Source organism: Gimesia panareensis, from assembly GCF_007748155.1.
GTDB lineage: Bacteria > Planctomycetota > Planctomycetia > Planctomycetales > Planctomycetaceae > Gimesia > Gimesia panareensis.
In genome coordinates, this window is record NZ_CP037421.1 from 715,447 (window position 1) to 729,656 (window position 14,210).

Consider the following 14,210-nt stretch of genomic DNA (forward strand, 5'->3'; position numbering starts at 1 on the left):
CGCCACCTTGCCTATGTTGCTTGCATTTGATCTCACCACATTGATTCCAGAACGAAGCCGCTACCCGTTGTGCGGGTGGCTGCTAATCCTGTGTCTGTTGCAGCCCGGTCTCGCTTTTGGCCAGGTAGACCAGGGTGCGGGGCTCAATGGGGCTGCTCCGTTTGAGCTGTTTCCGGCCAGCCGTCAGTATTCCAAACGCTATCAGGATGCCCGCCAGCTGATTGAAGAAAAGAATTATTCTGCGGGGATTCCGGAACTGCAGGCGATCCTGGATGCACCGGAAGATTTTGTGACGAATGAGCGGGGTGCGGGTTTTCACAGCCTGAAACGGGCTGCAGAGGATCTGCTGAGCAAATTACCTGCAGACGGAAAAAAATACTATTCCGTCCAGTACGGGCCGACTGCCGAGCAGATGTTGCGCGAAGCGGTGGAGCAGGACAAGCTTGATCTGCTGCGCGAAGTGGTCCGCCGGTTTTTCTACACGAATGCGGGGGCCGAAGCCGCTTATACCCTGGCCGCCTGGTACTACGAGCGGGGTGACTTACCGGCTGCCGCCCAGTTGTGGGAAATGCTCAGCGAACGTCACGATCAGGCGACGAAGAAGGAGCCGCATCTGACCTTCAAGCTGGCGGTTACCTGGTACCACCTGGGGAACCTGGGGAAATGCAGGCAGGCGCTGATGAAGCTGGCCCGGGAAGTGAACGGGCCGGAGTATGTCTTTCCCAATGGCAAGAAAGTGACGTTGTTCCAGGAGGGGCAGAACCCGGTCGAATGGCTGTCCCAACTGGTGGGGACCCCGGATCTGCAGGGGGCCCGGGAGCAGTCTGACTGGAATCTGTATCGGGGTAATGCGGACCGGACCGCTTCGGCTGAGTTCGCCGTCCCATCCTCGAAACCGGTCTGGCAGTTTTCCACGATCCGTGATCCGTTTGTGCAGGGTAACCCGGGAGCGCCTCCGCTGGAAGCGATTCTGCAGAAGCTGGGTGAGTATCGTCGCAAGCATCTGTCGGGAGTACTGCCGGCTGCCAGTCCGATCGTGGCTGGAGAGACGGTGGTCGTCAGGACCCACCGCAACCTGAAGGGACTGGATCTGCAGACAGGAAAATTGAAGTGGGAAACGACCGTTTCCGATGCCCTGTTTCGCGAGATGCTGAAAGATCCACAGAACTCCGACGAAGAATTTCTGGGAACTCCCCAGACTCCCCTGCAGAAATATCTGACGCAGCGTGCCTGGCAGGATTACACGGTCGGGCATTTGAGCTCGGATGGGAAACTGGTTTTCAGTGTCGAAAATGTGGGCTTTATCGGCGGCTTCTATCATTTCAGCCGGGAGGATCGCGAGAGTGTGCTCTCGCCGAATTCGTACAATCGCCTGATGGCGTTTGAAGTCGAGACCGGCAAATTTGTCTGGGAACTGGGGGGGCCCCGCCTGCAGAATCCCATTAATTACTCGGGACATTACTTCCTGGGGCCACCGTTACCACTGGATGGCAAACTGTACTGTCTGGCGGAAGAAGGTCGCGAGTTTCGTCTGCTGGTACTGGATGCGCAGACGGGGAAGACGCTCTGGACACAGTCTCTGTTCCGCAGCGAATACCCGATTGCCCGGGATTACACAACGGATCGTCGTCCCCTGGATCACATTCGTCGCAGGATGGGCTTAAGCCCGTCGCTGGCACACGGCGTACTCGTCTGTCCCACCGGATCGGGGTGTACGGTCGGCATTAACGCGGTGAGCCGCCAGTTGCTCTGGCGGAATGTGGAACAGCATCGAAATGCAATTACATCCTACGCCGCCTTCAGTCGTGATGCCAATGCGAATGCGGAAGGCTGGGCGGAATTCACGCCGCTGATTGTCGGCAATCGTGTCCTGCTGCAGTCCCGTTCTGGACAGGACCTGAAGTGCCTGGATCTGTTTGACGGCCGGCTGATCTGGTCGCGACCGCGCAGAAACAATCTGTTTATTGCGTCCGTACAGGATGACAGAATCCTGCTGGTGGGGCCAGATAGAATGGAAGCCCTCAAGCTGAGTGATGGTGCCCCGGCCTGGCCCAAGTCCCAGAAGATTCCTGCGCCCAGCGGCCGGGGAATTGTGGTTCGAAATACGTATTATCAGCCTGTCGATACCGGCGAGATTCTGAGTATCCGCCTGGAGGACGGCTTGATTCTAGCGCGGACGCGGGTAGACACCGATACGCTGGTGGGGAACCTGTCAGCCGGGAGCGGGATGCTGGTCGCGCAGAATGAGATGGAAGTGATCGGCTTTCGGTCGGTGGAATCGATCGTGAAACAGATCCAACTGGCCAGTCTGTCGAACGAGCCGGCAGAGCAGGCACTGGCGGAACTGTTGCGGGGTGAACTGTATCTGTATTCGGGGAATGTCAAACAGGCCCTGCAGAAAATCGAACGATCCATCGAGATCAAACCCACGATCCGGGCGCGACGGTTGTATGCAGACATGATGCTGGAAAGTCTGGACCATGATTTCAATCTGCATCAGAATCAGATCAGCAAGATCGAACCTCTGCTGGTTGACGAAAATCAGCAGAGACGGTTTTTCCAGATTCTGGCAATGAATTATCAGTCGCAGGGAAATCTGAAAGCGGCCCTGGAAAACTATCTGAAACTTTCGGAATTGAAGAGTCTGTTCTCGACAGAAACAGCGAAAGGGGGCGCGTTTGTCCGGACCGATCGCTGGATTCGTTCGCAGCTCGAACTGTTAATGGTACGGGCAACCGAACCGCAGCGTGCGGAAATCGATGATTTTTTTGCCGGCTATTATGCGGATCATCTGGTCTCTGCGGGCACGGAGGAACTGCAGCGGTTTTTGAAGTGTTGTGGCAATCTGGCAGCGACTCAACAGACCCGGATTCTGCTGGTGGAACGCCTGGAGCAGTCACTGAAAACAGCAGCTGCGGGGAAACAGTCTGCGTTACGCCGAGAGTTGATGCAGCAATTGGAACAACTGAGGCAAGCCTCTTTGCCGGTAGGAGCCGCCTTTGCCACCGCGAAACTGGCGGAGATCTATCTGTCATTAAACCGGTATTCGCAGGCGGCGCTGCTGCTGAAAGAGCTGGAAACCAGCTGGCCTGACGTGATCTGCCTGAACGGGAAAACGGGACGTCAGCTGGCGCAGGCGTGGCAGTCGGATCCTGCGTTCCAGAAACAGCTGCAGCCGAAATCCGCCTGGCCCGCTTATCCGGCCCAGGTCTATCGGGATGAGCAGTCCAAGGGGCAGAACACGTCATTGCCGGTGGAGATTATCGGTCTGACCAATCCGCTGTTCGAGAATCAGCGGCTGGAAGTGGGGCCGGCAAAAGAGCAGTTACTGGCGTTTGACAGTGCAGGAAAACCGTTGTGGACATTTTCGCTGGCGGAAGCGGGAATCGAAGTTCCCCAGCAGCCTTATTTCTCGGCACGCGTGTTTGAGAATTATCTGATTGTGAATTTCGGTGCCGAGTTTTTCGTACTGGATCCACTGAACCGGAATGTCGATGGTCAACCGACCCTGCTCTGGAAACAGCGGATGATTCCGGGGCCGCCAAGCCTGCGTGATTATATTTCGATCGAACGGACCGGACTGGCTCCCGTATTACGCGAATACATCACGCGGAATTCGGACCGGGAACAGCTGGGGCGGATCGGAACCGTCAATGAAGAGTTTCTCTGTTATCAACTGGGAGGCGATCTGATCGCCGCCGACCTGCTGACGGGGGAGATTCTCTGGAAGCGTCAGGGGCTGGCAACGAGCAGCTGGCACTTTGGCGATGCAGAGCATGTGATTGTGATGACGTCTGAGAACCGGACCGAGCCGCGGTATGTGGTACTCAGCGGATCGGATGGCGAAGTGGTCAATGCGTTCAAGTTGAAGCCGGGCGACTCGGCGGTATTTGCTTTTGAACGTTTTCTGCTGACGCTGGGGCCCCCGGCTGATGCGACACGGAGAATGGAGCTGCGAGACCTGGTCAGTGATGAAGTGGTCTGGAGCATGGAGATCGATAAAGAGACGAACTATACACTGGGGCAGAATTACGAAATCGCGATGATTGCACCGGAGGGAACGATCTCCATTGTGGATCTGCGTACCGGAGAGAAGAAAACCGAAGTCAAAGGGCAGGCCGCTCCGAATGTGCTCCGCGTACTGCTGCTGGAGAATGAGAAACAGTATCTGGTGTTTGTCAGCCTGCCTTATGTGGCGAAAAGCAGGGTAACGTTCCGTCCGATGAGTATGACGACGCTGATGTTCAACGGTATGCTGTATTCGATCGATCGAGAGACGGGTGAGTTGATGTGGTCGCGAATGCTGGAAGCGCAGGGGGTCGATTTTACGCAGTTCTTCGATCTGCCGGTGATGACGTTCGGGATCCGCCGGGTGACGGGGGGGCCGGTCACTTCAGGGAATCAGGTCGATCTGGAAGTGATCGATCTGCGGGACGGATCGCAGGTGCTCAAGGAGACGACGAGCAGTAACCGGCTGCGGATCTGGGTTGTGCCCGATCTGGCGCGAAAGAACATCCTGATTGAACCGTTCCAGATCCGGCTGAGCTTTGAAGAACCACCGGTGACGGCAAAGAAGCCTGAGACCGTGTCTGAGTAACTGTCCGGTTAGAGTGTCACCACGTCTGAAGGCTGCTTAATAGTTGTCGTCGTCTTCATCTTCCTCGTAGTCCTCGTAATCGTCTTCATCGCGATCCGGGTGCAGCGGGTTGTCCGGGGAGAAGAAGAAGTCCCCCAGACCCATGGGCATCATGTTGCCTCCCAGATTCTGCTTGCGCTTTTCGGAGAGGGATTCGAGGTCGAGGGCATCATCGCCCAGGCAGCTCTTGAGGGCTTCCAGCCAGATGGTATCTTTGCTGAGAGGATGTTCCTTGTCCTGGGCGGCGCGTTTGAGTGCCAGTCGCAGCACGTTGATCCCGTCGCGGGTCGAGAAGTCCAGTTTGAGGCTGTGCGACTGCTGCAGGAAGTCGACGGTCAGATCGAGCATGTGCTCATCGGCAAAGGGGAGATGATAGTGCAGAATCATCTTTTCGTCTTCGCGGTTGGGATGCTCAAGGGTAATGCTGGGCTGCAGCCGGCTGAGGATGTAGTCTGGAATTTCGAAAGTGGACTCATCTTCGTTCATCGTGACGGCGCAGCGGAATTCGGGATGCGCGGGAATCGTTACGCCAGCGACGATGGATTCGATGTAACGTCGATGATCGAGCAGCGGCGCGAGGCTGGCCCATGATTTTTCATTCATGCGGTTGCCTTCATCCAGCACGCAGATCCCGCCACGAACCATGGCGGTGACCAGCGGCGAGGCGTGATACTTGATCTTGCCACTCTCTGCCAGGACGGGGGTGACCAGCAGGTCTTCCGGACGCGTGTCTGCAGTACATTGATAGATGTAAAGTTCCTGATCGCGCGTGCGAGCGCCGGCGATGGCCAGAGACGTTTTTCCAATTCCGGGAGTCCCTACCAGGCGCGGCGTGAGCGGCATATCTTTTTCGTCGATCACCAGCCAGCAGGCGAGGAGCTGTTTGAGTGCTTCGTGTTGTCCGATCCAGTCGCTGACAGTCTGGTCCGGTCGGCCCAGATGCAGTCCAACACCATCAATTTCCACGCGTTGAGACATTACCCTGATTTCTATTGTCTGACCAACACCCCGACAGGGGAGCTGGTGCAGGAGACTCTGAAGTTGTTTTGGCGAACCCTGATTATAAGCGTCATGGAGCGTATCTGTCAGGTCTCGACTTCCAGGATGGCTCAGAAATTGGTGTAAAAGGCGTAAGGAACTTTTTTTGTGGAAATTGTTAAGTCATTGAAAATGAAGAGGATAACAGCTCGCAGATCACATGTATGGCTACGTGATCAGTGGAAAAGATTTTGAGTAATCAAAAAATGCTTGGTAGAATGCATAGGTTTTCCACATTCAAATATGAATAACGTACCAGGCGTTATTTCATTTCTCGTTTGAGTTCACGCATACACATCGTATTGAAATCATTTCCTGTAACTGTTCTTTGTGTGACTCAAAAAATCTGGACTCTAAAATCGCCAATTTAGAAGGGGGGAAAAGCTATGGATAAGCCTGTACTCGCAAAGGACATCATGGTCACGAAGTTAGTTACCTTAACTCCGGACATGGATGTGCACGTGGCCATCGGGAAGCTGTTGAGTCATCGGATATCCGGTGCACCTGTACTGGACTCAGAACGCAGGTTACTGGGGGTCTTTTCTGAACGGTGTTGTATGGATGTGCTGATCAAAGCCAGCTATGAGCAGCTGCCTTCCACACAGATTTTTCCGTTTATTGACACGGCACCACGGTGCATCACGGAAGATACAGATCTGTTGACCATTGCCCAGATTTTCCAGAGTACACCGACGCGTCGACTGCCTGTCGTCCGCGACGGAAATTACCTGGTGGGCCAGATCAGTCGTCGTGATCTACTGAAGGCCGAACACACGAATCTACGCTTCAAGACCAATCTGCCTCAGGAAATCACCCTCCTGTATCTGAGTGGCATCATCAAGCGGGAAGAGTCGCCGATTGCCTGAGCGGCTGACTTTCGAATATTGAGAGTGAAAGAGTAAGAATTGCCTGGAGAAACCAGCTGAACACGTTTCAGCTGGTTTTTCTCGTTGCTGACGGTTTGATTTTCAGAGCTGGTCAACTAAAATCGGGCCAGCTCGTATTGCTGACAGACTGAACATTTCCGGTCGGCGGTGCGACCGCATCCAGTCAGATACCGATTCTATTCAGATAAAGCTAACTATTCGAAGGACTTGCAGCATGGACCAGGCAGAGATTTTACTCGACGCGGAAGAACGAATGGACAAAGCGGTTCACGTATTTCAGGGTCAGCTGCAGGGAATTCGCACGGGGCGGGCCACACCGGGTCTGGTGGATTCGATCCGCGTCGATTATTACGGTTCGCCAACACCATTAAAGCAGATGGCAAACGTGAGTGTTCCCGAGCCTCAGCAGATTCTGATTCGCCCCTTCGATGCCCAGATGGTGGGTGAGATTGCGAAAGCGATTCAGGCCAGCGATGTCGGTCTGGCTCCGAACACGGATGGACGCGTGGTGCGGTTGAACATTCCCCCGCTGTCGACCGAACGTCGTCGGCAGATGGTCTCTCGCGTCAAAGAGCTGGCTGAAGAAGCCCGGATTTCGATCCGCAATATCCGCCGCGATGCGAACAAGCACGCAGACCAGGCGGAAAAAGACAAGATCATGGGGGAAGACGAACGGGACGACACCAAGGATCAGATTCAGGAACTGACCAAGAAGTTCGAAGGTAAAGTCAACAGCATGGCGGATGCGAAAGAAAAAGACGTGATGGACGAGTAGTCCACGGTCGTTTTTCAGTCCGCGCTCGAAACAACTGTGCTCCCGCCACGAAGATCAGGAGTCCGTCTTTTCTCAGACGGGTTCAATACAGTCACATTCTATCTTAACCTCTGTAAACTAAGAGACAGGTTCAAGTTTCCATGGCAAAGAAAACAATTGAAAACGTAGACGTAGCGGGTAAGACCGTTTTAATGCGTGTGGATTTTAACGTTCCGCTGGACGACGCTCTGAACATCACCGACGATCGCCGGGTGCGGATGGCACTGCCTTCGATTAAATCGGTCATCGATCGTGGCGGACGCCTGATTCTGATGAGTCACCTGGGACGTCCCAAAGGTGATGCCGGCGATGCGAAGTTCAGTCTGAAGCCGACAGCGGCCTGCCTGGGTAAGCTGCTGGATCAGGATGTCGCCTTCGCAACCGATACCGTTGGTGATGACGCGAAAGCGAAAGTCGCTGCATTACAGGATGGCCAGGTGCTGATCCTGGAGAACCTGCGTTTCAACGAAGGTGAGAAAAAAGGGGATGCCGCTTTTGCAGGCGAGCTGGCTGGGTTCGCTGACATCTACTGCAACGACGCGTTTGGTACCTGTCACCGGACCGATGCTTCGATGGTGGCAGTACCCGAAGCGATGGACGGCAAGCCGAAAGTGGTCGGTTTTCTGGTCGCGAAGGAAATTCAATACCTGTCCGATGCGATTGCCAGTCCGCAACGTCCCTTCGTGGCGATCCTGGGCGGGGCCAAAGTTTCAGACAAGATCAACGTGATTAACAACCTGCTGGGCATCTGCGACAAGGTGCTGATCGGCGGGGCAATGGCCTACACCTTCTCGCTGGCCCAGGGAGGCCAGGTAGGTGACAGCCTGGTAGAAAAGGACAAGGTCGAGCTGGCCAAAGAGCTGATCGCCAAGGGGGGCGACAAGCTGATGCTGCCGGTCGACACACATTGTGGCGACGATTTCAACAGCAACTGCAATAAGCAGGTCGTCAAAGCGGGTGAAATCCCCGATGGTTTCGAAGGTCTGGATATTGGTCCGGAAACCGCGAAGATGTTTGCTGAAACAGTGAAGGCTGCTAAAACGGTCGTCTGGAACGGTCCGATGGGTGTGTTCGAAATGCCGCCCTTTGATGAAGGGACGAAAGCCGTTGCCCAGGCGATCGCCGACAGCGATGCCACCAGCATTATCGGCGGTGGCGACAGTGCCGCCGCGATCCAGCAGCTCGGTTTTGCCGATCAGGTCTCGCACGTGAGTACCGGCGGTGGGGCCAGCCTGGCGATGCTGGAAGGTCAGGAATTTGCAGCCGTCAATCTGCTGGATGAAGCCTGATTGATCCTGCTGTTGAATTCACTTTTCAAAGCACAGCTCTTCACTGGAGGGCTGTGTTTTTTTGTTTGGCAATGATCTGCTCGCAACCGGGGAAGCGAGGCGGTAGAATAACAGGAGTCTCTGGTTTTGTGTGGTAGACGATCACTGTTGGGTAAGCCCACAGTGCCACCCGATGCTTGAGAAGGTTAGTAACTGTGTTGGGCTGGAAATGAGTTCTGGGGGGCACTGTCAGACAAGCCGACAGTAGCACACGGGTCTTCTCCAGAAGGTTCCAGATCAGCCCTCATTTATTGTTGGGACTGGGGGAGTGAGGCATGTCGACGTCGTTATTCACTGCAGAGGAAATCGAGCGGTTTCAGCGTGACGGCTTTATCATCGTGGAATCGCTGTTCAGCCAGGAAGAAGTGACACTGCTGGGACAGATCGGCCGGGCGGATCTGGCGATGCAGCAGGCGACCTTCAGTCGTGCCGACGGAGAAGGAGGCGCGGTCAAGCTGAGCGTCGAGAATGAAGTGGGCGATGACATTTATGGTGTGATCGCCGCCGGGCATCGGGTGGTAGACCGGATGGAGGAACTGCTGGGGGATGAGGTTTATCATTACCACCACAAGATGATCCAGAAGGAAGCCAAAGTGGGTGGCGCCTGGGCATGGCACCAGGATTACGGATACTGGTACAACAATGGCTGTCTGTTTCCGGACATGGGGAGCTGCATGATTGCCGTCGACCGGGCGACGCAGGAAAACGGTTGCCTGCAGGTGCTGAAAGGGAGTCATCTCATGGGCCGCATGCATCACGGCAAGGTCGGTGACCAGACCGGGGCAGACCCGGAGCGGGTGGTAGCGGCGTGCGAACGATTTGAGCTGGTGTATTGTACTTTAGAACCGGGATCGGCTGTCTTTTTCCATTCGAATCTGCTCCACCGTTCGGATCAGAACAAGAGTGAGCATCCACGTTGGGGGTTCATCTGCTGTTACAATACGAAGCACAACGATCCGTATAAAGAATCACGGCACCCCCGTTATACGCCGCTGAAGAAACGGGACGATGCTGACGTGCTGCAGGTGGGCCGTGTCCAGTGGGAACAGCTGCAGGCAGATTCATCTCTGTGAAGGGGATCTGTTTTTATGGATCGATGATGAATCAGAGTGTATCGGAGTCTGTCATGCCAGGGCACTGTCGGACAAGCCGACAGTGGCACCCGATACTTTAAAAATTAGTGATCTGGCAGGGTAGGAAGTGAGTCCTGGTGAACACTGTTGGGCAAGCCAACAGTGCCACCCGGGAGTCTCGTTTAATTCGATCTCGAATTGTGAGAAATGGATGGGTAACGGTGCCGAGACCGCAGGCAGGGAATTGAGTCAGCAGAGTGCGCTGATCAAGCGACTGGCGCGCGAGGTGGGATTTGATCTGGCCGGGATTGCGCCGGCGATCACGCCCGGCGGTTATCACAGTTTTCTGGAGTGGATGGACCAGGGCTATGCGGGCGAGATGAGCTATCTCGAACGTCGTAAGGATGCGTATGAGCATCCGCGATATGTGATGAGTTCCGTGCGCAGCGTATTGATGCTGACGCTGAACTATCAGACGGAAGAACCGCCCGCAGTGACCGGAACCGACGCCCGGGTTTCGCGGTATGCCTGGGGCACGACCGACTATCACAAAGTCATTCGCAAAAAACTGAAGCAGCTGTCACGCTTGATTCGCGCGGAATATCCCGGTTGTGAAACGCGGGGTGTGGTCGACACCGCGCCGCTGCTGGAGCGGGATTTCGCGCAGCTGGCAGGGTTGGGCTGGATCGGGAAAAACACGCTGCTGCTCAACAAGCGGGAAGGGAGCTGGTTTTTCCTGGCGGGGTTATTATTGAGTTATGAACTGGAATATGACGAACCGCAACAGAGTGCCCATTGTGGAACCTGCACACGGTGTCTGGAGGCCTGCCCGACCGATGCCTTTGTCGAAGCGGGCACTTTGGATGCGCGGAAGTGCATTTCGTATCTGACGATTGAACTCCGCGATCAGCCGATCCCGGCGGCGCTGCGACCGGGGATGCAGGAGTGGCTGTTCGGCTGTGATGTCTGCCAGGAGGTCTGTCCCTGGAACCGGAAGGCGCCAATCAGTGGTGAGCCGGCGTTTCAGCCGGTCGAAACGTTTACTCCTGTCGATGCCTGCGAACTGCTGACACTGGATGAAGCTGCGTTTCAGGAGCGGTTCCAGAGTACACCCATGTCGCGGGCTCGCCGGGCGGGGTTGCTGCGGAATGCGGCGATCGTGCTGGGGAACCGGGGGGATCAGCGTGCGGTGCCGGCTCTGTTGCGCGTCCTTGATGATGCGGAACCGTTGATTCGGGGGGCGGTAGCCTGGGCGCTGGGGCGACTGGGAGATACAGAGACGCACAGCGTGCTACAAGCCCGGCTGGAGGCAGAGACTGAGACAGATGTGATTGCAGAACTCAAGTCGGCACTGGATGAACTGGAGCGTCAGGGGGAATAAACTCTAAAATGCAGGGAGAAAATGGGGGCCTCTGATGGAAAAGTGACTGGTCGTGTATTAGGATCTGGATCAGACGTAAACGAACAGAAATTCTGTGGTTCTTGAATCAGAACGTAATTGTGAATGGGAGTGGTGAAATGGGCGATCAACTTCTTGTCGGAGTCAATGGAGCCGGTGGTCGAATGGGACAGCGGGTGGCTGTGCTCGTATATCAGGATCCGGATCTGAAACTGGGGGCTGCCCTGGAATCGGACAACTCGCCTGCACTGGGGAAGGATGTGGGCGAGGTGGCCGGCATCGGTCCCATCGGACTGAACATTACGTCTGAACTGTCGGATCGAGTCGATGTGATCATTGACTTCTCCCTGCCAGCCGGGCTGGTGAAAATTGCCGGCATCTGTGCAGAACGGCAGATTCCGCTGGTTGCCGCGACGACCGGGCTGACGCCGGAGCAGCGGAATGAAGTGTTGACGGCTGCCCAGACGACTCCTCTGATTCTGGCTCCCAATATGAGTGTCGCGGTGAATCTGATGATGAAGCTGGTGCGGGAAGCCGCCCATTCCCTGAAGAATACACCCAGTGGTGTGGACGTCGAGATCATCGAGCGTCATCATCGGTTCAAGGAAGATGCTCCCAGCGGGACCGCCCTGCATTTTGGTGAAATCATCGCTGATGAGATGGGGCAGACCGAGCATATTCACGGACGTCATGGTCGTCCCGGGCCGCGTCCGGTTTGTGAAATCGGCTATCATGCTCTGCGGACCGGTGATAATGTGGGCGAGCATACGATCGTGTTCGGCATGATGGGAGAGACGATCGACCTGACCGTGCGGGGCCATACCCGTGACAGCTATGTGTATGGCGCCCTGATGGCGGCCAAATTCCTGACAACCCAGCGCGCCGGAGTGTATACCATGGCGGATGTGCTTGGGCTGAACTAAGCTGCTGATCAATCAAGGGTTACGCCTCGGGTTTGAGCCCGTCTGTCATTGCGGGCGGGCTGAACGTTCTTTTTCACGGGCACTGGGTCTAGCCGGTTTATCTTGGTAAGTCTGCCCGTTTTACCAAGTCCGTGAAATGGTCAAGAGTGATACACCCGGGAACCGATACAAAAAGAGCGCTGGCTGCCTCTCGACAGAACAGATTGAGGGGGAGAACGGACACTGTGTCCTGTCTACCGGAATTCAGGGATTGAATTCTGATCTGCTGTCAAAAAGTGAGTCCCGTCTCGAAGGATCGAGTCATGAGTTGGCTGAAGTCTCTCAAATTCAAACGTGCATCGGATCTCTGCTCACGGGATTCTTCTCAAACAGAACGCCGGTTTCGCTTTGGCGTTCGCTGGAACCAGACAACAAAAGTCATTGCAGGGCTGATTGCCAGTGTCTGTTCAATGATGGCGCTGATTTCCTTCTTCGGTTCTTTAGAGCAGCCCACTGTGGAAGATAAAGCGCTTTCCGAGGCCGAGTCACTGGCACCCGATCTGGGCAGCAGTGATGAGCTGTCGCAGGAATTTGGCCTGGATGCGGAGTTGCCTCTCCAGGCAGTGTCCGATGACGATGCAGGTCAGCCTGCGATTCAGACGGTAGCCGTGGAGCAGGCGGCAGGTATTAGCGAGAGTGATTCAGGAGTTTATCATGCGTTGGGACGCGATTATGGGGATCGGCAGACGAGTGGACGCGTCGAGCAGGTTTCTGGAGCGCAGCCCATTTATGTACCGGTAAGGCAGTCCGGAGGTTCGCAGGACGCGAGCGGCTCCGGGGCTGCCTGGCTGACCGGTGAAATCGAAGAGCTGGAGCTGCCGACGGTAAGAAGCATGGCTGCTCCTGTGGGGAAATATTAACAGAGCGTACAAGCGGAAGTCTCAGACGTTTCAACCATTCGCGGGAACAGAGTCGATGTATCAGAGTTACTGGAATCTGCAGAGCGGCCCATTTGAAGAAAAGATGGACGCTGCGTTTTTTTATGAAAGCCACCCGCACCAGGCTGGACTGTTGAAGCTGCAATACCTGGTGGAGAACCGCAAGGGGGCGGGCCTGCTGGTCGGAAATGCGGGGATCGGTAAATCGTACCTGTGCCACGTTCTGAAAAGTCAGTTGTCAGAGCGGCATCAGCCCTTTGTGCAGCTGGTATTTCCCCAGCTTTCACCTGTCGAGCTGATCTCCTACCTGGCCGTCGAACTGGGAGCCGAGGAAGCGGGCATCGAGCCGGGTACGACGGGCAAAGACCGGATCGTGCGGGCCCTGGATCGGCAGTTACAGTTGCTGTGTGAGCAGGGAGCACAGCCGGTGATCGTGATTGATGAAGCGCATCTGATTGCGGACCAGCGGATTTTCGAAACACTGCATCAGCTGTTAAACTTTCAACAGACTTCCGATATCGACTTCACACTGCTGCTCGTGGGGGACCGGTTATTACTGAGTCACCTGCAACGTTCGGCGCAACTGGATGACCGAATTTCCGTCCGCTGTCTGCTGAAGCCGTTCTCTGCTGAAGAGACACAACGGTACGTCGAACATCGTCTGCAGGTCGCAGGTCGGACCGAACCGGTGTTCGAAGCGGAAGCCTTTCAGACGCTGTTCGAGCTGACGCAGGGGAATCCGCGGAAGATCAATCGTCTGTGTGATCTGGGGCTGCTGGTCGGTTACGCCGACGAACTGCCGTTGATTACTTCTGACGTGCTGGAAGCGGTCTCGGAAGAACTCGTGACATCCATTCCGGACTGATACGCGTCTGCGTGTGAATCAGACTCCGAATTTCTCTTCCTCATTCTTTGTTGCGCTGTGCGCCTGCACTGCCTGCTGATCACAGCGCGCCTGCTTTCATTTTTTTCCGAACCTGGTCCTGCGCTGACGTGTCTGCTTTCCGACCGGCATTCAAGCCACATTATGAGACACCTTACTATCAGGCAGGGAAAAACCATGTTTCACTCCTTCTCCAGCGAGAGTTCATCGAGCAGCTCGTCAGAATCTGACGGGACGGGGTCGGTGTATGGAGTGTGAACGTCGACAATGATTGAATTCAAGCCCGTCCGCTTCTCTGATCGGACGGGCTTT

General features: G+C 55.5%; 10 protein-coding genes. 9 read left to right on the forward strand and 1 reads right to left on the reverse strand.

The window, feature by feature from the left end; translation table 11 throughout:
- The first annotated feature begins 13 nt into the window (after positions 1–13).
- Positions 14–4,597 carry a PQQ-binding-like beta-propeller repeat protein gene (locus Enr10x_RS02750; RefSeq protein WP_232093407.1) on the forward strand — a complete coding sequence of 1,528 codons (4,584 nt, stop codon included), beginning with the start codon at positions 14–16 and terminating at the stop codon, positions 4,595–4,597.
- A gap of 36 nt (positions 4,598–4,633) precedes the next feature.
- On the opposite strand, the gene Enr10x_RS02755 is transcribed toward Enr10x_RS02750, so the two are convergent.
- The gene (locus Enr10x_RS02755) at positions 4,634–5,614 is read right to left on the reverse strand and encodes an AAA family ATPase (protein WP_145448080.1); all 981 of its coding nucleotides are present in this window, start codon (positions 5,612–5,614) and stop codon (positions 4,634–4,636) included.
- A gap of 446 nt (positions 5,615–6,060) precedes the next feature.
- Between Enr10x_RS02755 and Enr10x_RS02760 the strand changes: the two genes are divergently transcribed.
- The 8 genes from Enr10x_RS02760 to Enr10x_RS02795 all read left to right on the forward strand — a co-directional run bounded on the left by Enr10x_RS02760 (position 6,061) and on the right by Enr10x_RS02795 (position 13,880).
- Positions 6,061–6,540: a CBS domain-containing protein gene (locus tag Enr10x_RS02760; RefSeq protein ID WP_145448081.1), complete on the forward strand. Its 480-nt coding sequence runs from the start codon at positions 6,061–6,063 to the stop codon at positions 6,538–6,540.
- Between the two features lie 235 nt (positions 6,541–6,775).
- A complete protein-coding gene (gene frr / locus Enr10x_RS02765; RefSeq protein WP_145103777.1) occupies positions 6,776–7,336 on the forward strand; it encodes a ribosome recycling factor in 561 nt (186 codons plus the stop codon).
- A 140-nt stretch (positions 7,337–7,476) separates the two neighbouring features.
- The gene (locus Enr10x_RS02770) at positions 7,477–8,664 is read left to right on the forward strand and encodes a phosphoglycerate kinase (RefSeq protein WP_145103780.1); all 1,188 of its coding nucleotides are present in this window, start codon (positions 7,477–7,479) and stop codon (positions 8,662–8,664) included.
- A gap of 314 nt (positions 8,665–8,978) precedes the next feature.
- Complete coding sequence (locus tag Enr10x_RS02775) at positions 8,979–9,776, forward strand: phytanoyl-CoA dioxygenase family protein (protein ID WP_145448082.1); 798 nt, start codon at positions 8,979–8,981, stop codon at positions 9,774–9,776.
- Positions 9,777–9,987: 211 nt separating this feature from the next.
- Entirely contained in the window at positions 9,988–11,157 is a 1,170-nt protein-coding gene (gene queG, locus Enr10x_RS02780; RefSeq protein WP_145448083.1) for a tRNA epoxyqueuosine(34) reductase QueG, read from the forward strand.
- A gap of 137 nt (positions 11,158–11,294) precedes the next feature.
- A complete protein-coding gene (gene dapB, locus Enr10x_RS02785) occupies positions 11,295–12,098 on the forward strand; it encodes a 4-hydroxy-tetrahydrodipicolinate reductase (RefSeq protein ID WP_145452593.1) in 804 nt (267 codons plus the stop codon).
- A gap of 302 nt (positions 12,099–12,400) precedes the next feature.
- Entirely contained in the window at positions 12,401–12,997 is a 597-nt protein-coding gene (locus tag Enr10x_RS02790; protein WP_145448084.1) for a hypothetical protein, read from the forward strand.
- A 55-nt stretch (positions 12,998–13,052) separates the two neighbouring features.
- Positions 13,053–13,880: an ExeA family protein gene (locus Enr10x_RS02795; RefSeq protein WP_145448085.1), complete on the forward strand. Its 828-nt coding sequence runs from the start codon at positions 13,053–13,055 to the stop codon at positions 13,878–13,880.
- Positions 13,881–14,210: the final 330 nt, after the last annotated feature.

Coding starts and splice junctions, on each gene's coding strand:
- Enr10x_RS02750 (WP_232093407.1), top strand. CDS start 14: ATGTTGCTTGCATTTGATCTCACCACATTGATTCCAGAACGAAGCCGC.
- Enr10x_RS02755 (WP_145448080.1), bottom strand. CDS start 5,614: ATGTCTCAACGCGTGGAAATTGATGGTGTTGGACTGCATCTGGGCCGA.
- Enr10x_RS02760 (WP_145448081.1), top strand. CDS start 6,061: ATGGATAAGCCTGTACTCGCAAAGGACATCATGGTCACGAAGTTAGTT.
- frr (WP_145103777.1), top strand. CDS start 6,776: ATGGACCAGGCAGAGATTTTACTCGACGCGGAAGAACGAATGGACAAA.
- Enr10x_RS02770 (WP_145103780.1), top strand. CDS start 7,477: ATGGCAAAGAAAACAATTGAAAACGTAGACGTAGCGGGTAAGACCGTT.
- Enr10x_RS02775 (WP_145448082.1), top strand. CDS start 8,979: ATGTCGACGTCGTTATTCACTGCAGAGGAAATCGAGCGGTTTCAGCGT.
- queG (WP_145448083.1), top strand. CDS start 9,988: ATGGGTAACGGTGCCGAGACCGCAGGCAGGGAATTGAGTCAGCAGAGT.
- dapB (WP_145452593.1), top strand. CDS start 11,295: ATGGGCGATCAACTTCTTGTCGGAGTCAATGGAGCCGGTGGTCGAATG.
- Enr10x_RS02790 (WP_145448084.1), top strand. CDS start 12,401: ATGAGTTGGCTGAAGTCTCTCAAATTCAAACGTGCATCGGATCTCTGC.
- Enr10x_RS02795 (WP_145448085.1), top strand. CDS start 13,053: ATGTATCAGAGTTACTGGAATCTGCAGAGCGGCCCATTTGAAGAAAAG.